General features: G+C 71.8%; 15 protein-coding genes, 4 tRNA genes and 1 riboswitch. Of the genes, 11 read left to right on the top strand and 8 right to left on the bottom strand.

The genetic code is table 11. The annotated features are described in order from the left end of the window. The first annotated feature begins 94 nt into the window (after nt 1-94). Both STRNI_RS23065 and lhgO read left to right on the top strand, forming a co-directional pair. Complete coding sequence (locus STRNI_RS23065) at nt 95-1,543, top strand: NsdA family TPR-like regulatory protein (protein ID WP_018092687.1); 1,449 nt, start codon at nt 95-97, stop codon at nt 1,541-1,543. A 192-nt stretch (nt 1,544-1,735) separates the two neighbouring features. Beyond that, nucleotides 1,736-2,956 carry an L-2-hydroxyglutarate oxidase gene (gene lhgO, locus STRNI_RS23060; protein ID WP_018092686.1) on the top strand — a complete coding sequence of 407 codons (1,221 nt, stop codon included), beginning with the start codon at nt 1,736-1,738 and terminating at the stop codon, nt 2,954-2,956. A 137-nt stretch (nt 2,957-3,093) separates the two neighbouring features. On the opposite strand, the gene STRNI_RS23055 is transcribed toward lhgO, so the two are convergent. After that, entirely contained in the window at nt 3,094-4,353 is a 1,260-nt protein-coding gene (locus STRNI_RS23055) for an outer membrane protein assembly factor BamB family protein (RefSeq protein WP_018092685.1), read from the bottom strand. A gap of 706 nt (nt 4,354-5,059) precedes the next feature. Here STRNI_RS23055 and trmB point away from each other — a divergent pair. From trmB to STRNI_RS23035, 4 genes are all read left to right on the top strand, one after another. After that, nucleotides 5,060-5,863 carry a tRNA (guanosine(46)-N7)-methyltransferase TrmB gene (gene trmB, locus STRNI_RS23050; RefSeq protein ID WP_381844158.1) on the top strand — a complete coding sequence of 268 codons (804 nt, stop codon included), beginning with the start codon at nt 5,060-5,062 and terminating at the stop codon, nt 5,861-5,863. Nucleotides 5,864-5,891: 28 nt separating this feature from the next. Continuing rightward, nucleotides 5,892-7,202, top strand: a complete 1,311-nt coding sequence (locus STRNI_RS23045) for a PrsW family intramembrane metalloprotease (protein ID WP_277411934.1) — start codon at nt 5,892-5,894, stop codon at nt 7,200-7,202. A gap of 71 nt (nt 7,203-7,273) precedes the next feature. Continuing rightward, entirely contained in the window at nt 7,274-7,663 is a 390-nt protein-coding gene (locus tag STRNI_RS23040) for a very short patch repair endonuclease (protein WP_159489282.1), read from the top strand. 186 nt (nt 7,664-7,849) lie between these two features. After that, entirely contained in the window at nt 7,850-8,152 is a 303-nt protein-coding gene (locus tag STRNI_RS23035) for a hypothetical protein (RefSeq protein WP_277413313.1), read from the top strand. Between the two features lie 70 nt (nt 8,153-8,222). On the opposite strand, the gene STRNI_RS23030 is transcribed toward STRNI_RS23035, so the two are convergent. Continuing rightward, complete coding sequence (locus STRNI_RS23030; protein ID WP_159487637.1) at nt 8,223-9,164, bottom strand: aldo/keto reductase; 942 nt, start codon at nt 9,162-9,164, stop codon at nt 8,223-8,225. Between the two features lie 281 nt (nt 9,165-9,445). Then, complete coding sequence (locus tag STRNI_RS23025) at nt 9,446-10,564, bottom strand: M23 family metallopeptidase (RefSeq protein ID WP_266438096.1); 1,119 nt, start codon at nt 10,562-10,564, stop codon at nt 9,446-9,448. 11 nt (nt 10,565-10,575) lie between these two features. Further along, a riboswitch (cyclic di-AMP (ydaO/yuaA leader) is annotated at nt 10,576-10,730 on the bottom strand. A gap of 285 nt (nt 10,731-11,015) precedes the next feature. Between STRNI_RS23025 and STRNI_RS23020 the strand changes: the two genes are divergently transcribed. Beyond that, nucleotides 11,016-12,149 (top strand): DUF2332 domain-containing protein, encoded by a 1,134-nt coding sequence (locus STRNI_RS23020; RefSeq protein ID WP_277411933.1) that lies wholly within the window; start codon nt 11,016-11,018, stop codon nt 12,147-12,149. Between the two features lie 115 nt (nt 12,150-12,264). Here STRNI_RS23020 and STRNI_RS23015 read toward each other — a convergent pair whose 3' ends face one another. The 4 genes from STRNI_RS23015 to STRNI_RS23000 all read right to left on the bottom strand — a co-directional run bounded on the left by STRNI_RS23015 (nt 12,265) and on the right by STRNI_RS23000 (nt 17,671). After that, complete coding sequence (locus tag STRNI_RS23015) at nt 12,265-13,434, bottom strand: PP2C family protein-serine/threonine phosphatase (RefSeq protein WP_381844155.1); 1,170 nt, start codon at nt 13,432-13,434, stop codon at nt 12,265-12,267. Nucleotides 13,435-13,815: 381 nt separating this feature from the next. After that, nucleotides 13,816-13,891, bottom strand: a tRNA-Lys gene (locus STRNI_RS23010). Nucleotides 13,892-14,069: 178 nt separating this feature from the next. Then, on the bottom strand, nt 14,070-16,232 hold the full coding sequence (locus tag STRNI_RS23005) for a DEAD/DEAH box helicase (RefSeq protein WP_159487631.1): 2,163 nt from the start codon (nt 16,230-16,232) through the stop codon (nt 14,070-14,072). Between the two features lie 1,088 nt (nt 16,233-17,320). Next, a complete protein-coding gene (locus STRNI_RS23000) occupies nt 17,321-17,671 on the bottom strand; it encodes a metallopeptidase family protein (RefSeq protein WP_018092664.1) in 351 nt (116 codons plus the stop codon). A gap of 120 nt (nt 17,672-17,791) precedes the next feature. On the opposite strand from STRNI_RS23000, the gene STRNI_RS22995 reads away from it, so the two are divergent. The 4 genes from STRNI_RS22995 (at nt 17,792) to STRNI_RS22980 (ending at nt 19,833) form a co-directional block, all read left to right on the top strand. Continuing rightward, nucleotides 17,792-19,477: a metallophosphoesterase family protein gene (locus STRNI_RS22995; protein WP_277411932.1), complete on the top strand. Its 1,686-nt coding sequence runs from the start codon at nt 17,792-17,794 to the stop codon at nt 19,475-19,477. 82 nt (nt 19,478-19,559) lie between these two features. Further along, nucleotides 19,560-19,632 (top strand) — tRNA-Glu (locus STRNI_RS22990). A gap of 48 nt (nt 19,633-19,680) precedes the next feature. After that, nucleotides 19,681-19,755: transfer RNA gene (locus STRNI_RS22985), tRNA-Asp, on the top strand. A 4-nt stretch (nt 19,756-19,759) separates the two neighbouring features. Continuing rightward, nucleotides 19,760-19,833: transfer RNA gene (locus tag STRNI_RS22980), tRNA-Phe, on the top strand. A 50-nt stretch (nt 19,834-19,883) separates the two neighbouring features. Here the strand turns inward: STRNI_RS22980 and STRNI_RS22975 are convergent. Then, nucleotides 19,884-20,114: a hypothetical protein gene (locus STRNI_RS22975; RefSeq protein WP_229838148.1), complete on the bottom strand. Its 231-nt coding sequence runs from the start codon at nt 20,112-20,114 to the stop codon at nt 19,884-19,886. Nucleotides 20,115-20,246 lie beyond the last annotated feature (132 nt).

Genomic DNA, 20,246 nt, shown 5'->3' with positions numbered 1-20,246 from the left:
CACCGACTCTTAACGGTCGGGATCCGGCGAACTACTCTGGGTGGACGCATGCCCCGGGGTACCGGGGCGGCCGTCGCTGTGTCGAGGGGTGCGCATGTCCAGGGATATACGCGGGCCGAACGAAAAGCTTGGCACCGTTCTCGCCCTCGCGGGTATCAGCAATGCCGGACTGGCGCGCCGGGTCAACGACCTCGGTGCGCAGCGCGGACTGACGCTTCGCTATGACAAGACGTCGGTGGCGCGGTGGGTCTCCAAGGGCATGGTGCCCCAAGGCGCCGCGCCCCATCTGATCGCGTCCGCGATCGGCAGCAAGCTGGGCCGTCCGGTCCCGCTGCACGAGATCGGGCTGGCCGACGCGGACCCGGCACCCGAGGTCGGCCTGGCATTTCCCCGCGATGTGGGCGCAGCGGTGCGTTCCGCGACCGAGCTGTACCGTCTCGATCTGGCCGGACGGCGGGCCGGCGGGGGCGGCATCTGGCAGAGCCTGGCCGGATCCTTCGCCGTCAGCGCGTACGCCACCCCCGCCTCGCGCTGGCTGATATCCCCGGCCGACAGTTCGGTGGCACGGGAGGCGGCCGAGGCCCGGGACAAGGACGCCGCGGCGGCCGGCGACGCCGGGATCCCGCAGCACGTCGGACACAGCGATGTCAGCAAGCTCCGTGAGGCGGCCGAGGACGCGCGCCGCTGGGACTCCAAGTACGGCGGCGGGGACTGGCGTTCCTCGATGGTGCCCGAGTGCCTCCGGGTGGACGCGGCGCCGTTGCTTCTCGCCTCGTACAGCGACGAAGTGGGCCGTGCGTTGTTCGGGGCGACCTCCGAACTCACCCGGCTCGCGGGGTGGATGGCCTTCGACACGGGCCAGCAGGAGGCCGCGCAGCGGTACTACATCCAGGCACTGCGGCTCGCCCGCGCGGCCGCCGACGTCCCGTTGGGCGGCTATGTCCTGGCCTCTATGTCCCTCCAGGCGACCTACCGCGGCTTCGCCGACGAGGGTGTCGACCTCGCCCAGGCCGCCCTGGAGCGCAACCGCGGACTGGCCACCGCCCGGACCATGAGCTTCTTCCGCCTGGTCGAGGCGCGGGCGCAGGCCAAGGCCGGCGAGGCGCGCGCCTGTGAGGTGGCGCTGAAGGCCTCCGAGGGCTGGCTGGAGCGCTCCCGCGGCGGCGACCCCGACCCCTCGTGGCTGGACTTCTACTCGTACGAACGCTTCGCGGCCGACGCCGCCGAGTGCTACCGCGATCTGCGGCTGCCCCGCCAGGTCCGCCGCTTCACCGAGCAGGCGCTGTCCCGGCCCACCGAGGAATTCGTCCGCTCGCACGGTCTGCGCCTGGTCGTGTCCGCGGTCGCCGAACTGGAGTCCGGCAATCTGGACGCGGCCTGCGCGGCGGGCACCCGCGCGGTCGAGGTGGCCGGGCGGATCTCCTCCGCCCGCACCACCGAGTACGTCCGCGATCTGCTGCACCGCCTGGAGCCGTACGGTGACGAGCCCCGGGTGGTCGAGCTGCGGGAGCGGGCGAGACCGCTGCTGGCGGCGCCCGCTTAGCGGCGGGCCGGACCGGACCGAGCCGTCCTCCCGGCCAAGCGATCCGCGTACGGCCCGGCCGGGAGCGAGCGTCCCGGAGCCCGTCCGATCGGCATTGTCAGTGCCGGCCGTCATGATGGGATACGTCGTCGGCGATGATGCGCAGGTCCATGGCGACGGGTCGGCCTGCGGTCATGCGGTTGGGGAGGTGCAGTGGCGGCGTACGACTGCGAGGTGCTGGTGATCGGTGCCGGCATCGTCGGACTCTCTACGGCGTACGCGATCACGCGTGCCGCGCCCGGCACGCGTGTCGTGGTGCTGGAGAAGGAGCCCGGTCCGGCCCGCCATCAGACCGGGCGCAACAGCGGTGTGATCCACAGCGGCATCTATTACCCGCCCGGTTCGCTCAAGGCCCGCTACGCCCTCCAGGGCTCCGCGGAGATGGTGAAGTTCTGCACCGAACACGCCATCCCCCATGAGGTCACCGGCAAGCTGATCGTCGCCACCGACCGCAGCGAGCTGCCGCGGCTGCACGGGCTCATCCAGCGCGGCCGCGAGCACGGCCTGCCGGTGCGCGAGCTGGGCCCCGCCCAGATAGCCGAGTACGAACCCGAGGTGCGCGGCCTGGCCGCCATCCATGTCGGCACGACCGGCGTCTGCGATTTCGGCGCGGTCGCCCGCCGTTTCGCCCGCCTCGCCGAGGACGCCGGTGCCCGGATCCGGTACGGCTCCGAGGTGACGGCCATCGGCCGCCGCCCCGGCCGGGTGGCGGTCCGTACCGCCGACGGCACGGTCCACCGCGCCCGCGCCCTGGTCAACTGCGCCGGTCTGCACTGCGACCGGATCGCCCGGCTGGCCGGAGACGCCCCGGGCATGCGGATCGTCCCGTTCCGCGGTGAGTACTTCACCCTCGCCCCGGACCGCGCCTCCCTGGTCCACGGGCTGGTCTACCCGGTCCCCGACCCGGCCTTCCCCTTCCTCGGCGTGCATCTGACCCGCGGCATCGACGGCGCCGTGCACATCGGCCCGAACGCCGTCCCCGCCCTGGCCCGCGAGGGCTACGACTGGCGCACCCTGCACCCCGCCGAGCTGGCCGGCACCCTCGCCTACCCCGGCTCCTGGCGGATAGCCCGCCGCCACTGGCGCTACGGCGCCGGTGAGCTGCACCGGTCGCTGTCCCGGCGCGCCTTCACCGACGCGGTCCGCCGCCTGCTCCCGGCCGCCCGCGAGGAGGACCTGGTCCCGTCCCCGGCCGGCGTCCGCGCCCAGGCCGTCCTCCCCGACGGCACCCTCGTCGACGACTTCCTCTTCGCCGAGTCCCCCGGCATGGTCCACGTCCTCAACGCCCCGTCACCGGCCGCCACGGCCTCACTGCCCATCGGGCGGGAGGTGGCGCGGAGGGTGCTGGGGGTGGTGGGACGGAGCCGCGCATGACCAAGCGCCTCTCGGCCCCTCCCTCGTAAAAATGCCTCTCGGCCCCTCCCTCGTAAAAATGCCTCTCGGCCCCTCCTCCCGTAAGAGGCGGGGCCGAGAGGCGACGGGTCCGTGGCGGCGACGGCGTCCTGGAGACCTCAGCCGAACGGCACCTCGAAGGCCTGCACACTCGGCCGGTGGTCGGTGAGCCGCTCGCTCTGGACGAAGAGCATGTTGTCCCTGTCCAAGGCCAGCGACATATCGCTGGGGGCCGGCAGGTTGTGCTCCTTCTCGTACAGCGTGCCCTTCACCTTCTCCTTACCGTCACGCAAGCCGACCGCGACCACCAGCGCCTTCACGGCGGAGGCGCCGCTGTCGGGCGAGTCGGTCACCATGATCAAGCCTTGGTTGTTCACACCGGCGATGCCCACCGAGCCGCGCTTCTTCCACAGCAGCTTGCCCGTCTTCATGTCCATCGCCGCAAGCCCGTTGCCGGCACCGTAACCGGTCACCAGAATCTGCTCGTCCTCATCGACGTAGGTGTTCCGCGGCTCGAACTTCAAGTCCTTCAGCTCGCCCGAGAGCTGGAAGGTGTGGTCCGGCTTGCCTTCCTTCGTATAGGTCTGGATGAAGTGCTGGGGATCGGCCGAGCTGCCACTCTCCGTCAGAAGCGTCAGGGGCCAGTCCGAGAGCGTCTTCACGATCGCGTGGTCCTCACCCGTGACCGTCGAATGGATGCTGGCGTACTCCAGGTCCTGCAGCTCCAACTGCTTCTTCGGCTTCGCATCGGGGCAGTCGCTGGCCACGGCCAGGTACTGGGGGCTCAGCCCGACCGAATTGGTGCACGCGTGACCACGCGCGGTCAGCTCCCAGACCCTCGCTCCACGGGCGACGGAGAAGCCGGCATACGTCTGGCCGATCGTGACGGCGACGACCTTGCTGTTCACCACGACCCGCGGCTGGTGCTCCGCGCCGTGACCGTCCTGAAGGTTCTTGGACCACAGCGTGCGGCCGGTGTCGGTGTCGACGACGGAGAGATAGGAGCAGTCGTCGCCGCCCGCGTCGAAGACCACGGCACCCACACCGTCGTCACTGGGCTCCGCGGACATCGCGCAGACCTCGCCCGCGCCCTTGGGCGTCTTGACCGTCCACTTCTTCTTGCCGGTCTTGCGGTTGTAGGCCCGTACGCCCTCGCCGTCGCCGTAGATGATGTCGTCATTGTTGAACCACATCGAGCGCAGCCCGTTCTCGTTCTGGCCCTCGCGCTCGGACACGGGCGACGCTGCCTCCCACAGCCGCGGTATGGCGTTCGCGGGCCGGCCGGCGCCCGGATCGGCGGAGTCCCCGGAGAAGAGGAAGTACCCGCCGACCCCGGCAGCCACCAGCAGGACCATCACGATCGCCAGGATGGCCGGCACGGGCACACCGCTACGCCTGGGCGTGCCGGGCCCGCCGGGCACACCCTGGAACTGAGGCGCCATCGGCCCACCGGGGAACGGCGCCTGACCGGGCACCTGACCCTGATTCTGGGCGTACGGCGGGGGTGGCTGCTGGCCTCCCTGCGGCGCGGGGTAACCCTGCGGGGGCGGCGCCTGGGGCTGGCCCATGGGGGGCGGGTACTGCGCGGCACCCGGCCCGGGCTGGGCGGGCGGAGCACCGTACGGGCCAGGAGGCACCTGCCCCGAGCCCGCCGGTGGCTGTTCCGGGGGGCCGAAGGCTCCCGCGCCTGCGGCCGGAGGTGCGGCCTGCCCCGGTGCCGGCGGGCCGGCGGGCGGCACTCCCGGAGCTCCCTGGCCGGGCGGCTGCGGCCCCTGCGGATTCCCGGCGTACCCCTGGCCGCCCTGCGACACGATGGACCAACCCCCTGATTTGTTTTGCTCACGTCAGCGTCGCATCGTATGCATGCCGCTACACAGCGCGCCAACCTCCCTTTTCGCGAAGGGTTCCGCCCCGCCCGCCCCGGTCGGCGCCTCGAAGGCTCCGGCGGAACCCGGGCCCTCCTCTCCCGGACCTGCGCCCCCGTAGAATCGACACACTGTGTCCGAGAACCCCACCACTCACGCCCCCGCCGCTGCGGAATCAGACGCTCCGGAAGCCGCCGCGGCCTCCGCCCGTCAGGAATCCGTGGCTGAGGAAACCGTCGCTCAGGAAACCCCCGGCCTCGGGGCCACCGCCGTCTCGGCCGCCACCCCCCGGCGCGGCGAGCCCATGTTCCCCGACGGGACGGGCCCCGCCGCCGACCCCGCGGGCTCGCATCACGAGCGGCGGATCCGTTCCTTCCAGCCCCGCCGCAGCCGGGTCTCGCCCAGCCAGGCCGATGCGCTGCGCCGCCGGTGGGCGACATGGGGACTGGACATCGACGGGCTCTCCCGCATCGATCTGGACGCCTTCTTCGACGGGCGGCCGGTCGTCCTGGAGATCGGCTTCGGCATGGGTGAGGCCACGGCACAGATGGCCGCCGCCGACCCGGACACCGGCATCCTCGCCTGCGATGTCCACACCCCCGGGCAGGGCAATCTGCTCGGTCTCGCGGAGCGGAACGGTCTGTCCAACATCCGGGTGGCCAACGGCGACGCGATCATCCTGCTGCGCGAGATGCTGGCCCCGGCCTCCCTCGCCGGCCTGCGCATCTACTTCCCCGACCCCTGGCCGAAGAAGCGCCACCACAAGCGCCGCCTCGTCCAGCCGGAGTTCATCGCCCTGGCGACCACCCGGCTCGCGCCCGGTGCCGTCGTCCACTGTGCGACCGACTGGGAGCCGTATGCCGAGCAGATGCTGGAGGTGCTCTCCGCCGAGCCGACGCTGGAGAACCTCCACCAGGGCTTCGCGCCGCGTCCGGACTTCCGCCCCCTCACCAAGTTCGAGGGCCAGGGCCTGGACAAGGGGCATGTCGTCCATGACCTCCTCTTCCGCCGCCGCGACACATAGGGCGAACGCGCCTCGTTAGGGTCGATGGGTGTACCCGTCCCAGCCGCCCTCGCACCCGCCCCACGCGCCCGCCCCTCCCCCGTACACACCGCACACGTACGAGCCCTCCGCCGCGTCTGCCCGCCGGCGGACGGCGCCCTGGCGCAGCAAGACCCTCCGCGCGGTCGCCCTGGTGTCGCTGCTGGCGCTCTCCGGCGTGATCATCATCGGCATGGTCCGCCAGGAGACCGGCACCGAGGGCTTCCTGGTCGGCCTCGGACTGGCCGTCTTCCCGGTACCGCTGCTGGTGGCGGCGTTCTGCTGGCTCGACCGCGTCGAACCCGAGCCCTGGCGCAACCTCGCGTTCGCCTTCACCTGGGGCGCCTGCGCCGCCACCCTGGTCGCGCTCCTCGCCAATGGCTTCGCGACCGACTGGCTGGCCGCCAACATCGCCTCCACCTCACCCTCCGAGGCCGAGGCCTGGGGCGCCACGGTGATCGCACCCGTCGTCGAGGAGGTGGTCAAGGCCGCCGCCGTGCTCCTCCTCTACCGCTTCCGGCGACGCGAATTCGACGGCATCACGGACGGCATCGTCATCGCCGGCATCACCGCCACCGGCTTCGCCTTCACCGAGAACGTCCTCCACCTGGGCAACGCCTTCGGCCAGGACCAGTCCCTGGGCCACTCCGGACTGGACTCACTCACCGCCGGCACCTTCTTCCTCCGCATCATCGTCTCCCCCTTCGCCCACCCGCTCTTCACCATCCTCACCGGCCTCGCGTTCGGCATCGCCGCCACCCGCTACCCCCGCCGCCGCCCCGCCCGCATCGCCCTCGCCCTCCTCGGCCTGCTCACCGCCGTCCTCCTGCACGCCATCTGGAACGGCGCGTCCACCCTGGGCGACCTCGGCTTCCTCATCGTCTACGGCCTCTTCATGGTCCCCATCCTCATCGCCCTCACCTGGCTGGCCATCTGGGCCCGCAACCAAGAACTGCTCTCCCTCCGCGGCTACCTCGCCCCCTACATCACCGCCGGCTGGCTCACCCCCACCGAACCCACCGCCCTCTCCTCCCTCAAAACCCGCGCCCTGGCCCGCGACCTGGCCCGCCGCACCCAGGGCCCCGCCGCCGCCCGCGCCGTCACCGAATACACCACCGTGGCCACCGCCCTCTCCTTCCACCGCCGCCGCGCCCACCTCATGGGCCCGTCCCCCGACTTCGCCATCCGGGAGCAGCATCTGCTGGAGCATTTGCGGGAGCATCAGGCTTGGGGGCGGGCGGCGCTGACCGACGCTTTGGGGACCATCTGCCGGACCTCCGAGCAGCAGGGCCGGGCACTCCGCCCCGACAACCAGCCCTGACACCCCACGGCCCCCTCCGGCACAATGGCCACGTGCCTGCCACACCCTCGTCCCCCGGCGTCTCCGCCCGCATGAGCGTCCAGGCCCGCCGGGACACCGGCCCCGAAATGGCGGTACGGCGGCTCCTGTACGCCTCCGGCCACCGCTATCGGTTGCAGCGCCGCGTCCCCGGTTTCTCCCGCCGCACGATCGACATCGCCTTCCCCGGCCCCAAGGTCGCGGTCTTCCTCGACGGCTGCTTCTGGCACGGCTGCCCCGAACATGCCACCCACCCCAAGGCCAACGCCGACTGGTGGCGCGACAAGCTCGACGGCAACATCGCCCGCGATCGCGAAACGACGGAACACCTCGTCGAACAGGGCTGGACGGTGCTGCGCTTCTGGGAGCACGAAGATCCGGTGACTGTTGCGGACCGTATCGCCCGCACCCTTGGCGAGGCCCGGGGCAAGAAAGCGCCTTGAGGGCGGCCGAACCGATCGCGTTTCCACATCTTCCGCTCTGCCGGCGGCCCTCCGCCCTACAGTCAGCATCGGTCGTACCATCGCGGTCCACGAATGCGAACAGCCCCTCAAGGAGGAGCGATCCGAACGTGCTTCCCCCGACGGGAATAAGGTCGGGAGAGTTGTCCCCTTAGGGAGGTCATGGAGATGGTTCGCGTCCCAACGGCAATGGTTGCCGCAACCGGCCTAGTTGGCGGCTACGCCGTAGCCCGCTGGAGCAAGAAGCGCCCCCTCGGCGGGGTCGCGCTGGCGGCGGCCGGGGCCGTGGCGGCGCGGGAGTGGCAGCGTAAGGCGGGGAATGTGACGGCGGCTGCGTTGAGTGGTGTCTACGTGGCCGCGTTTGCCGGGTCGCATCCGTTGGCGAAGAAGATCGGGGCGTGGCCTTCGGTGTTCGCGGTGGCGGGTGGGGTGGCGGCTGCGTCGTGGGCTGTGGTGGATCGCCGGAAGTAGGGCGGAGGAGGGGAAGCGAGGGGGGAGGAAGCGGTGGGCTCGGCTCGCTTCCTTCCCCTCGGGGGCTGGGTCAGGCCGAAGCCTCGTCCAGCAGCTTGAGTTCGTCCTCCTTCAGGGTCACATCCCCCACCGCCAGTAGTGCCGGCAGCTGTTCCACCGTGCGCGCGCTGGCGATCGGGGCCGCGACCGTGGGCTGGGCGGCGAGCCAGGCGAGGGCGATGCTGGCCGGCTCCGCCTCGTGGGCGGCGGCGACGGTGTCCAGGGCCTGGAGGACGCGGCGGCCGCGGTCGGTGTCCGCGTATTTGAGGGCGCCTCCGGAGCGGGCGCTGTCGACCTGGGTGCCCGGGCGGTACTTGCCGGTCAGGAAGCCGGAGGCGAGGGCGAAGTACGGGACCGCGGCGAGGCCGTGGCGGGCGGCCACGTCGGCGAGTTCGCCCTCGTAGGTGTCGCGGGAGACCAGGTTGTAGTGGGGCTGGAGGGCGACATAGCGGGCCAGGCCCTCGCGGGCGGAGCAGGCCAGGGACTCCTCCAGGCGCTGCGCCGAGATGTTGGAGGCGGCGATCTCGCGGACCTTGCCGGCCCGGACGAGGTCGTCGAGGGCGGTGAGGAACTCCCCGACCTCGACCGACTCGTCGTCGTAGTGGGTGTAGTAGAGGTCGATGTAGTCGGTGCGCAGACGGGTGAGGGATGCGTCGACCGCGGACTTGATGGTGGCGGGGGCAAGGCCCTTGAGGTCCGGGAGGGCGCCGACCTTGGTGGCGATGACGACCTCGGAGCGATTGCGGCGGGAGGCCAGCCAGTTGCCTATGACGGTCTCGGATTCGCCGCCCTTGTTACCGGGGACCCAGGCCGAGTAGACGTCGGCGGTGTCGATGAAGTTGCCACCGCCCGCCACATAGGCGTCGAGCACGGCGAAGGACTGGGCTTCGTCGGCCGTCCAGCCGAAGACGTTGCCGCCCAGGGACAGCGGCGAGACGGAGAGCGAGCCGAGGGGCTTGTGTGTCGCGGTCATATCCGGTGACAGCGTCGGGGGAAGAGGAGTTATTCCTTCCTCTTCCCCCACGCCCCACGGCAATTCCCGTCAGATGCACACGGGTTGAGCTTTTTGCGCGTGTGCCGAGGGCACCGGTCATGCGCCGAGGCCGGCGAACACGAGCGTGCCAAGGCCGCCGGTCGAGCGCCGACGCCGTCGTTCATGCGCCGAGGCCGCCGGTCACCCGTTGATGCCGCCGTTCATGCGCCGAAGCCGCCGGTCACCCGTTGATGCCGTCAGTCACACGCTGATGCAGCCGGTCACACGTTGATCCCGTGATCGCGGAGCCACGGCATCGGGTCGATCGGATCGCCGGCGTCGGGGCGTACCTCCAGGTGGAGGTGGGGGCCGGTGACGTTGCCGGTGGCGCCGACGCGGCCGATGACATCGCCGGTGTTGACCTTGCCGGAGGTCTTCACCATCGAGGAGAGGTGGCAGAACCAGACTTCGGTGCCGTCGTCGAGGGTGAGGACGATGCGGTAGCCGTACGAGCCGGCCCAGCCGGCCTGGGTGATGGTGCCGGAGTGCAGCGCCTTGACGGGAGTGCCGGTCGGCGCGGCGAAGTCCTGTCCGGTGTGGTCCGCGGCCCAGCGGTCGCCGGCCTGGCCGAAACTGGCGGTGAGCGTGTAGGAGGACACGGGGGCGATGAAGCTCTTCGCCAGCTTGGCGAGGCGTTCGGCCTCCGCCTTCTGACGGGCCGCTTCCTCGGCCTTGCGCTTGGCCTCCATCTCGGCCGCCTTCTTGGCTGCTGCGGCCTTTTCGGCCGACTTCTGGTGGGCGGCGGCTTCCGTTGCGGCCTGCTGGACAGCGGCCTGTTCGGCGGTGTCGCGGGCCTCCTGCTCGGCGGCGCCCTGCTGCGCGTCCGCCTGCTGGAGGATGCGGCTGCGCAGCGCCTCACCGGCGCCCGTGCCGCCGCCCGTGTCCGCGCTCGTCTGCGTGGCCCGGGTGAGCGGCCCGGAGGCGGCAGGAGCCGCGTCGGCGGCGGCAGCCGAGGCGGTTTCGGAGTCCTCGTCGGATATCAGCTCGCCGATGCCGGGAAGCGACTTGGCGTCCGGCAGGTTTTCGGAGAGGTCGTCGGCCATCCCGCCGATGTCGGGCATCGAGATCGGCACCGGCGGACGGTCCTCGGCCGAGGCCATTCCGCTCGCGCCGACCGCCGCGATGACTCCGACACCCAGGACGGTGCCGCTGCGGGCGAATCCGCCGCCGCGCTGCTTGGCCACCCGGTGTTTGCCGCGGACGGAACGGGTGGATTCCTCGGTGGGATTCCACTCCTCCCACGGTCCGTCGCCGTCATCGGCACCGGGACCCGGGAAGGCCCCTCGGTCATCGAGCCCGTAGGCGGACGGAGACTCGGGGGCAGGCCTGTTGGACGCCACGGAGGCGCACTCCTTTCCTTCCTTCTCGCCTACCGGGTTAGCTGACGGGTTCGGAGCAGGAAGGTCTCCTACGGGCGCCCGCTGGCGGAGGGCGTCCGATTCACCCCAAGGAAGTGGTTCCCCGGTTCCCTTGGTGCAGTTCGAAGTGCTTGGGGGTGCGTGAAAAGCGCGTGCGGGATTCGGCGTCGGCGCGCGGTGCCGCCTCTTGCGACGGCTGGGACGACCGCGCTGCGTTATCGGACAGTAATAGAGATGGCGACCGAATTCCAAGCGTTCCCACGAATCCTTATCGGCTGAGCACAACCTGTGGCATGGACTTTTTCGGCCACCACGACCACAAACCGGGCGAGTTGACCACCCGGCCCTAAACGATCTCGCGCGGATTGTGTGCCAGTCGTTATGCGGAGGGGTGGCCCTCAGTTACGGAGGGTGAGAGCAGTAACGTCGGATCATGGTCGTCAACGTCGGGAACACCGGGAACGCCGGACGTGCTGCCGGTATCGCGTGGGGAGTGGCGGAGCGGTACCGGGAGTTCTCCTGGCGGGAGGCGCGGGGCCGGTCGGACGCGCACGAGGAGCTGAGCGCGCGGATCAGCCAGGACGCGGAGCTCTGCGACCTGCTGTCGGGGTCGCTGCCCGCCGGCAACAAACAGCAGCCGAACCTCCTCCTCGCCGCCGTCCGCTATCTCGACGGCCCGCACGCCGAAATGGGCCCGCGCGGTGAGGCCGCGTACGGGCGCTGGCGCGAGTGGACGATCCGGCACTGGGACGAGGTACGCGCGGTGATCATGCAGCGCGCCACCCAGACCAACGAACCGGCCCGCTGCGCCACCCTGCTGCCGCTGCTCGCCCGTCTGCCGCAGCCGCTGGCTCTGCTGGAGGCCGGTACGTCCGCGGGACTGTGTCTGCACCCCGACCGCTATCGCTACCGCTACGAGGCCGCCGGCGAGGACGGGGACGGCCGCCGGGCGGTCACCTTCCGGACCGAGCTGGGGGCGCCGGAGAGCCCGCTGGAGCTCACCTGCCGTACGGGAGGGGCCGCCGACGAGCTGCCCGACCGGATGCCGGAGATCGTGTGGCGGGCCGGCATCGACCTCGACCCGCTCGACCCGGCTGCCGAACCGGACGATCTGCGCTGGCTGCAGGCGCTCGTATGGCCGGGCGACGGGGAGCGTACGGCGCGGCTGTCCGCGGCCGTCGATGCGGTGCGGCCGGCGCCGCGGCCGCGGATGGTGCGCGGCGATCTGCTCGACGAGCTGCCCGCGCTCGCCGCCGAGGCCCCGCCCGAGGCGACGCTGGTCATCTTCCACAGCTCGGTGCTGACCTACCTCCCGCCCGCCCGCCGCGAGGAGTTCGCCCGTCTCGTACGGTCGCTGCTCGACGGACGGCCCGGCGGCGGCCACTGGATCTCCAACGAGCACCACTCCGTGCTGCCCTGGATCACCGGCCCCGCACACCACTCGCCCCGCCCGGACGACCCGCTGCTGCTGACCCTCGCACTCGACGGGCACCCGGTCGCACTCACCGGCCCGCACGGCCAGAGCCTGCACAGCTTTCCCGGGGCGGCGGACACCCCGGGGAGCTGAGCGCGGCCAGGTATCCGTAACGCCCAGCCCCGGCCCTGTACGCGCGGCCACACCCCTCCGCGGATCCCGCCCCCCATAAGCCGCCACCCCCAAGGCCCCTACAAAACGCCGACGCCTACGCCCCCATAGGACGCTGCACCGCCAGCAGCGCCATATCGTCGGCCGGCGCGCCGCCCGTATGGCGTGCGACGTCCTCGACGACGGTGTCCAGGAGGACGTCCGGGCCGGGGAAGCGGCAGCCGCGCAGTTTGCTCGACGGGTTGTAGAAGCGGCCGAGCAGGTCCCGGGCCTCGGTCACACCGTCGGTGAAGAAGAGCAGCAGGGCCCCGGCCGGGAAGAACGTCTCGTCCGGCCGGTCCGGCCGGCTCGCCATCTCGCCCAGCCCCAGGGGCAGCGCAGGCGCCGCGGGGGCCAGCTCGCGCAGACCGCCGTCCGGGGTGAGCAGCAGCGGGGACGGGTGGCCCCGGTTGAGCACCCGCAGCACGGACTGCCCGTCGGCGGGGATCTCGGCCAGTACGGCAGTGGTGAACCCCTCGGTCCGCTCCACCCCGTTGCGCCGCCCGCCCTCCCGTTGCAGCGCCCGCTCCAGCCGCCCCGCCACCGCCCCCAAAGTGCTCTCCTGTTCCGCCGCCTCGCGAAAGGCGCCGATGACGATCACCGCGGTCTCCACCGCCTCCAGCCCCTTGCCCCGTACGTCGCCGACGATCAGCCGTACGCCGTGCGGGGTGTCCTGCACGGCATAGAGGTCGCCGCCGATCCGGGCATCCGCCCGCGCGCCCACGTAGCGGGCGGCGAGGGCGAGCCCGGCGAGCCGTTCGGGCGGCATGGGCAGTACGGCGCGCTGGGCGGCCTCCGAGACGTCCCGTACGGAGGCCAGGCGGGCGTCGGCCGTCCGGACGACCCGGTTGATGCCGAGGGCCAGCAGGGCGACGACAAGGACCGTGACGATCTCCGTCACCGACTCGCTGTAGTTCTGCCCGGCGCTGCGGTAGGTGACGACCCAGATCTCGCCGAGCAGGGCGGCCAGGGCCGTGAGGGCGGTGCCCCGCAGGGAGAAGAGCGGCGCGGCGACCAACGGGGCGGCGGAGAAGAAGGGGGCGGCCGTGTAACTGGCCGGCGTCCCCATGTCGAAGACGACCCCGCCGACGATCAGGATGGCGGGAAGTCGGCGCACCAGCAGACGGCCGGACCACGACATCCGGGAGCGGCCCTCCCCACGGGCCCCTCGCTCCCCGTCGCCCTCACCCTCACCCTCGCCCTCGGGGGGCGCCTCACCTCGGAGCATCCGCACCGGCCTCTTCCCACTCCCGCCCGTCCGTACGGGCACCGCCGTGCCGGTCGCCTAGACGTCCCCAGGCTTGCCGGTACGGGGCGGGACGGCGACTCGTCGGGGGCCGGACGGGTCACCGGACCGGCCGCGCCAGGGGAGGAAGAGGCGAGAACGGGCGGGCGAAGAGGACCGGCGGAAGCGGCGGCCTCTCCAGCCGCTCGTGCCACCCGCCTCGTGCCGCCCGATGCGGCCGCCCGGTTCGCGCACCCCAAGCCCGTCCCGCTCAGCGCCACTTGAGCCCGCCCGGAACACCGGTCATGCCTGAGGGCCCGGACCGCATACGGTCCGGGCCCTCAGGTCACTGCACACCGGCCGGACGGTCTCCCCGTCCGCTTCTGGTGGGCCATCAGGGGCTCGAACCCTGAACCAATGGATTAAAAGTCCACTGCTCTGCCAATTGAGCTAATGGCCCGCACCGAGCAGCATAGCCCGAGGAGGTGCCGCAGCCCGAAGGCATTACGGATCAAGCCATGCGGCGGGGTGCCGCGGGGCCGGCCGACGGGCCCTGCGGGGCCTCCGGTGTGCCGTACAACACGCAGGGCCCGTACGGCACTTGCGTGCGTACGGGCCCTGCGGATCAGCGTCGGTGATCAGCCGTTGCGCTTCCAGCGCGGCTTGTCCTCGCGGCGGCCGAAGGAGCCGGTCGGGGCGCCACGGTGGTCGTCACGACGGCCGTACGGGCGGTCGCCGCCGGAGCGGTGGCCACCGGAGGACGGACGGCCGGAACGGTCGTCACGGTTGAACGGACGGTCGCCGCCGCCGGAGCGGTAGCCACCGGAGGACGGACGGCCACCGGAACGGTCGTCACGGTTGAACGGGCGGCTCGGACGGTCGCCGCGGTCACGGTTGAAACCGCCACCGGAACGGTCGTCACGGCGCTCGAAGGAACGGCCACCGGAACGGTCGTCACGACGGTCGCGGTTGAAGCCACCACCGGAACGGTCATCGCGACGGTCGCGGTTGAAGCCACCACCGGAACGGTCATCGCGACGGTCACGGCCGAAACCGCCCCGGTCGTCACGGCGGTCACGGTTGAAACCGCCACCGGAACGGTCATCGCGACGGTCACGGTTGAAGCCACCACCGGAACGGTCGTCACGACGGTCACGGTTGAAGCCACCACCGGAACGGTCATCGCGACGGTCACGGTCGAAGGAACGGCCGCCGGAGCGGTCGTCACGACGGTCGCGACGGTCGAAGTTGCCCCGGTCGTCGCGGCGCTCGTCCGACCCACCGGCCTGGGCCGGTACGGCGGCCTCCGCGGCGGCCTCGGCCTCGGCGGTGACGGCCGCGGCGGCGAGCGCCTCGGCCGGGTCCTCGCCGCGCTCACGGGCGGCACGGGCGGTCAGCCGGTCGGCCTCCTCGCGCAGCTCGGTGGCGCGGCGCTGAAGGCGCTCCAGCTCGCGGGTGAGCTCGGCCACCTCACGCTCGGCCTGCTTGGCGGAGTTGTTGGCGCCGTCGGCCTGGACCTCGGTGAGCGAGCGCGCACCGGTGATCCGGGCGACGTCCTCGTCGAAGGCGCCGGAGCCGCCGACGATGTGGCGCGAGGCGTCGACGCCCGCGTCCTCCATCAGCCGGAAGATCTGCCGGCGCTGGTGCGGCAGCGACAGCGAGACGACGGTGCCGGACTGGCCGGCGCGGGCGGTACGGCCCGAGCGGTGCAGGTAGTCCTTGTGGTCACCGGCCGGGTCGACGTTCAGGACCAGGTCGATGCCGTCGACGTGGATACCGCGGGCGGCGACGTCGGTGGCGACCAGCGCGTTGACGTAGCCGTCCTTGAAGTCCGCGAGCACCCGGGTCCGCGCGCCCTGGGTCATACCGCCGTGCAGCGCGTCCGCCTTCACGCCGGACTCGACGAGCTGCTCGGCGATGCGGTCGGCGCCCAGCTGGGTGCGGACGAAGATGATGGTGCGGCCCTTACGGGCGGCGATGGCGGCGGTGACCGGCGCCTTGTCCTTCGGCTTCACGACCAGGACGTGGTGGGTCATGGTGGTGACGTTGCCCTGGGCGCTGTCGACCTCGTGGCTGACCGGGTTGGTCAGGTAGCGCTTGACCAGCGTGCCGATCTCGTTCTCCATCGTGGCGGAGAAGAGCATCCGCTGACCGCCGGACGGCACCTGGTCGAGCAGCTCGGTGACCTCGGGCAGGAAGCCCAGGTCGGACATCTGGTCGGCCTCGTCGAGGACGGCGACCTGGACGTTCTCCAGGGAGCAGGCGCCACGGTTGATGATGTCGCGCAGCCGGCCCGGGGTGGCGACGAGGACGTCGACACCGCGCTCCAGCGCGTAGATCTGGTTGCCCATGGACGTACCGCCGCAGACGACCTTCATCTTCAGGCCGAGGACGTCGCCGTAGGGCTGGAGGGCGTCCGCGACCTGCATCGCGAGCTCACGGGTCGGGGTGAGGATGACCGCGCGCGGCTTCTTCTTCTCGGTGTGGCCGCCGGCGAGCTGCGCCAGGGTCGGCAGACCGAAGGAGAGCGTCTTGCCGGAGCCGGTGCGGCCACGGCCGAGGATGTCCTTGCCGGCCAGGGCGTCCGGGATGGTCGCGGCCTGGATGGGGAAGGGGGTGGTGACGCCGTTCTGCGCGAGCTTGCGGACGACGCCCTCGGGCAGTCCGAGGTCGGCGAAGGTGACGGTGTCGGTGGCGGCTTCCGCCGCGTCGGTCTCGGGCGCCTCGTCGGCGGCCGTCACCTCGGGGGCCGTCTGCTCGTCGATTGCGGGCATGACGGACTGCTCAGTGGAAATGGACATGCGAAATGCGAAACCTTCCGGAGTCTCGGCACGCGCCCAAACTCCGTGTGTTTCACACGACCGCCTCTATGCGGTCAGCCACGGCAAGGGAGAGAACGCGCCACGCGGCGCGCTTCTTTTCTGGCGCCGGGCAAATGGGATCAAACGATCTACCACCATACGCACTCCGCCCCCCGGATGGCAAATGACCTTCTGACCAGGCCTTCCGCTCCCCCGGACAAACCTACCCGCCCCGCCCGGAACCCCCTTATGCCTCCTCGTCGTAGAGGTCCGACTCCGACGCCATCGGCGAGACGGGGGACGGGCCGGAGGCATGGGAGCTCGGCGGCGGCGGGGGGGCTGCTCGCCGGCGGGGTCGGCTGCGCGGGGGGCGTGCTGGGCGCGGGTGAGGCCGGCGGGGTGGCCGGGCGGTCGGGGTGGGACGGCGAGGGCTCCGCATGTCCGGGGCGTCCGCCATGACCGCCGGAGCCGCCGTGGCCGCCCGCGCCCGGCTCGGGGCCCGACGGCCGCACCGGGTGGGACGGCGTACCGGGCTCGGACGGCTCCGGTGCCGCGCTCTTCGACGGCTTGCCCTTCTTGCCCTTGCCGCCGGCCGGGCGGCCCTCGCCGTTGCGCCCCATGCGCCGCGGGCCGTCGCCGCGGCCGTCCACGGTCACCCCGTTGGGGCCGGACCACGCGTCCTTCCCGTCGTGCCGCGTGGTGCTGCCGGACGGTTTCGGCTCCTCCGGATCGCTCACGCTCATACAGCCGGCCAGCGTCGCGGCCAGCGCGGAGACGGCCACGGCCGCGGCGGTGGCCCGGGAGCGCACCCGGCCCGACGGAGGGCGCGACGAAGGGACGGGGGCAGGGGACGACGACGGGGACGGTGTCGGCGTCAGGGACGACTGGCGATGTGGGCTCGGGCGCACGGCGGGACCTCCGGATCCGGAACGCAGGGACGGCGGCACGGACGCCCTGCCCAACTCCCGCTCCCCACCTGAGGACACGCACCACACCCGGCCGATCGCGCCGGGCGCGCGATCCGGGGGCCGCCCGCACTCCCGCCGGCACCTGGGAGCCGCCCCTAGGAGCCGCCCCTTCAGGCGCCCCTAGCCGTAGCCCAGCGCGTGCAGCCGCTCGTCGTCGATCCCGAAGTGGTGCGCGATCTCATGAACGACCGTCACTTCGGTCTCCGCGACCACGTCCTCGCGGGTCTCGCACATCCGCAGCGTCGGTCCCCGGTAGATGGTGATCCGGTCCGGCAGCACTCCCGCGTACCACTCGCCCCGGTCGGTCAGCGGCGTCCCCTCGTAGAGCCCGAGCAGCTCGGGGTCGTCGGCGGGCGGTTCGTCCTCGACGAAGACCGCCACGTTGTCCATCAGCCGGGTCAGTTCCGGCGGGATCCGGTCCAGCGCCTCGGCGACCAGTTCCTCGAACTCCTCGCGCGTCATTTCCAGCACACCACCATTCTCCGCCACACTGCCTCCCCACCGATCGTCGCGGCCCGCCCGGCGCACCGCAGCCCAACCGGAAGCCGCCACTCCTCGCTTAACGGCGCCACGGACGGGCATACGGGACCAATGGCCCGCGCAGCGCGCTCCCGGACACCGCATCCCGACACCCCGCAAAGTCCCCTGCACCGGCTGCTCCATACCGGCCTCGACGGCGTACGCGCCCTCCCGGCAGCCGTCCGCCGCGGCTACCGCTCCCGCCGTACGGCCCCCACCGCAGGCTTGGCCGAGTCACCGCACCCACTGGCCCGCTCCCTCGGCCTGATAGCCGTCACCGTCGTCGGCGCCTGGCTGGGGCTGCTCCTGATCGGCAGCATCCGTGTCCCCGTCGGCCCGATGGACACCAGCATGGCGCTGCGCCCCTCACTGGCCGGCGGCACCCGGATCGACGTCGCGCCCCTCGGCGACCTGGAACTGAGCAGCCACCACGCGCCCGTACGGCTCAATGTCGACGTCGACCGGCTGGACCCGGTCCGCTCCCAGGCGCTGGTCGACCACCCCGAGCGGTTCGCCGGTCTGCAGGCCGAGGTCACCCACGACGTCACCCGCGGCGCCTTAGGCCTGGCGCTGCACTCCTGTGTCGCCGTGGTGTCCGGCGCCACCGCGCTGGGCCTGGCCGTCTACCGCCGTCCGCGCCGAGCACTGGCCGCCGGCGGTCTGGCGCTCACCCTGCTCGCCGCCTCCGCGGGCACCGCATACGCCACCTGGAACCCGCAGTCCGTACTGGAGCCGAAGTTCTCCGGACTGCTCACCTCGGCCCCCTCCGTGGTCGGCAACGCCCGGAACATCGTCAGCGAATTCCACGTCTACCAGAAGGAGTTGGCGCGCCTGGTGACCAACGTCACCAAGCTCTACGACGCCACCTCGACGCTGCCGGCCTACCAGCCGGACCCCACCACCATCCGCGTCCTGCATGTCTCCGACATCCACCTCAACCCGGGCGCCTGGCGGATCATCGCCTCCCTGGTGAAGCAGTACCGGATCAACGTGATCGTCGACTCCGGCGACACCATGGACCACGGCTCGGCCGCCGAGAACCACTTCCTGGACCCGGCCTCCGCCCTCGGCGCCCCCTACGTGTGGGTGCGCGGCAACCACGACTCCCGCGGCACGCAGAAGTACCTGACCGGCCGACGCCATGTCACCGTCCTCGACCACGGCAAGGTCACCCAGGTCGCCGGTGTACGCATCGCGGGCGTCGGCGACCCGCAGTTCACCCCGGACCGCTCCGTGGTGGCGGCCGGTGACCCCGCCGAGCGCACCGCGGGCGGCCGCCTCGCCGACGCGCTGCGCACCCAGCGGCTGGCCGGCACCCCCGTCGACATCGCGCTGGCCCACAACCCCGCCGCCGTGACCGAGGCGGACGGCCTGGCCCCGCTGGCCCTGGCCGGCCATGTCCACCACCGCGAGAACACCCTGCTCCCCCAGGGCACCCGGCTGATGGTCGAGGGCTCGACGGGCGGCGGCGGACTGCGCGCGGTGCAGAACAAGAAACCCGAGCCGGTCCTGGCGTCGGTGCTCTATCTGGACCGGACGACGAAACGGCTGCAGGCCTGGGACGAGATCACCCTCGGCGGACTGGGCCTGTCCCGGGCCGAGGTCAGCCGCCACCTCCCCCGGGAGAACCAACCCGGCGCCACGCCCTCACCGTCCGGTTCACCGCCCTCGGCCGACCCGCCATCCGGCCCCCCGTCCGGTCCCTCGTCCGGCTCTTCTTCACGCCCGGCCAGGAGCCCTTCCGAGCACGCCCGCTGAACCGTTTTGGCGAACGGTCCTCCCATCCCATATGCTTCTCACGTCCCCGACGGCGCCGGTAACGACGCCAAGGTGGCCACCAGCCCTCATCGTCTAGTGGCCCAGGACGCCGCCCTTTCAAGGCGGTAGCACGGGTTCGAATCCCGTTGGGGGCACGCATCACCGTGTGCGAGACTGGCTCACGCCGCTTTCGCACAATGCAAGGTCCTGTGGAGCAGTTTGGAGTGCTCGCCACCCTGTCAAGGTGGAGGCCGCGGGTTCAAATCCCGTCAGGACCGCTGCGGCTGGGTAGCTCAGTTGGTACGAGCGATCGCCTGAAAAGCGATAGGTCGCCGGTTCGACCCCGGCCCCAGCCACACCCATTGGGAGAAGGCCCCGATTCCTCGAATCGGGGCCTTCTTCGTCGCTATCCGACACCGGCTTCCCGGGCGGCCTCGGAGGGCTGCTCCTCGGGCTGCCAGAAGATCAGCCGGGCACCGCCGGTGATCATCCCCGTTGCCGCCAGGCCCATCGCCATCTTCACCAGCCGCACATTGCCTTCCCAGTCATGCGGCGCGCCGAAGACCAGCCAGGCGCCGAGCGCGATACCCGCGACCATCATGACGATGCCCGCTATGCGTCGTATTCCCTTGTCCATGCGGTCATCCTCGCGTATGCGCACAGGCGTCGTGTCCATTTTTCCGCCGCCGGTGCCCTTCCCCCCGTGGCCACCCGGATGGCGGTGCCGCCGGCTCCGAAGGCCGTGGGCGCGGGGTGCGGGCGGGGCACC

This window comes from Streptomyces nigrescens, assembly GCF_027626975.1.
Classification (GTDB): domain Bacteria; phylum Actinomycetota; class Actinomycetes; order Streptomycetales; family Streptomycetaceae; genus Streptomyces; species Streptomyces nigrescens.
This window is presented reverse-complemented; position numbering and strand designations above follow the sequence as displayed.

What these genes read in the sequence shown, in the direction of transcription:
- STRNI_RS23065 (WP_018092687.1), top strand. Translation starts at nt 95, where the DNA reads ATGTCCAGGGATATACGCGGGCCGAACGAAAAGCTTGGCACCGTTCTC.
- STRNI_RS23040 (WP_159489282.1), top strand. Translation starts at nt 7,274, where the DNA reads ATGAGCGTCCAGGCCCGCCGGGACACCGGCCCCGAAATGGCGGTACGG.
- STRNI_RS23035 (WP_277413313.1), top strand. Translation starts at nt 7,850, where the DNA reads ATGGTTCGCGTCCCAACGGCAATGGTTGCCGCAACCGGCCTAGTTGGC.
- STRNI_RS23030 (WP_159487637.1), bottom strand. Translation starts at nt 9,164, where the DNA reads ATGACCGCGACACACAAGCCCCTCGGCTCGCTCTCCGTCTCGCCGCTG.
- STRNI_RS23020 (WP_277411933.1), top strand. Translation starts at nt 11,016, where the DNA reads ATGGTCGTCAACGTCGGGAACACCGGGAACGCCGGACGTGCTGCCGGT.
- STRNI_RS23015 (WP_381844155.1), bottom strand. Translation starts at nt 13,434, where the DNA reads ATGCTCCGAGGTGAGGCGCCCCCCGAGGGCGAGGGTGAGGGTGAGGGC.
- STRNI_RS23005 (WP_159487631.1), bottom strand. Translation starts at nt 16,232, where the DNA reads ATGTCCATTTCCACTGAGCAGTCCGTCATGCCCGCAATCGACGAGCAG.
- STRNI_RS22995 (WP_277411932.1), top strand. Translation starts at nt 17,792, where the DNA reads ATGGCCCGCGCAGCGCGCTCCCGGACACCGCATCCCGACACCCCGCAA.
- STRNI_RS22975 (WP_229838148.1), bottom strand. Translation starts at nt 20,114, where the DNA reads ATGGACAAGGGAATACGACGCATAGCGGGCATCGTCATGATGGTCGCG.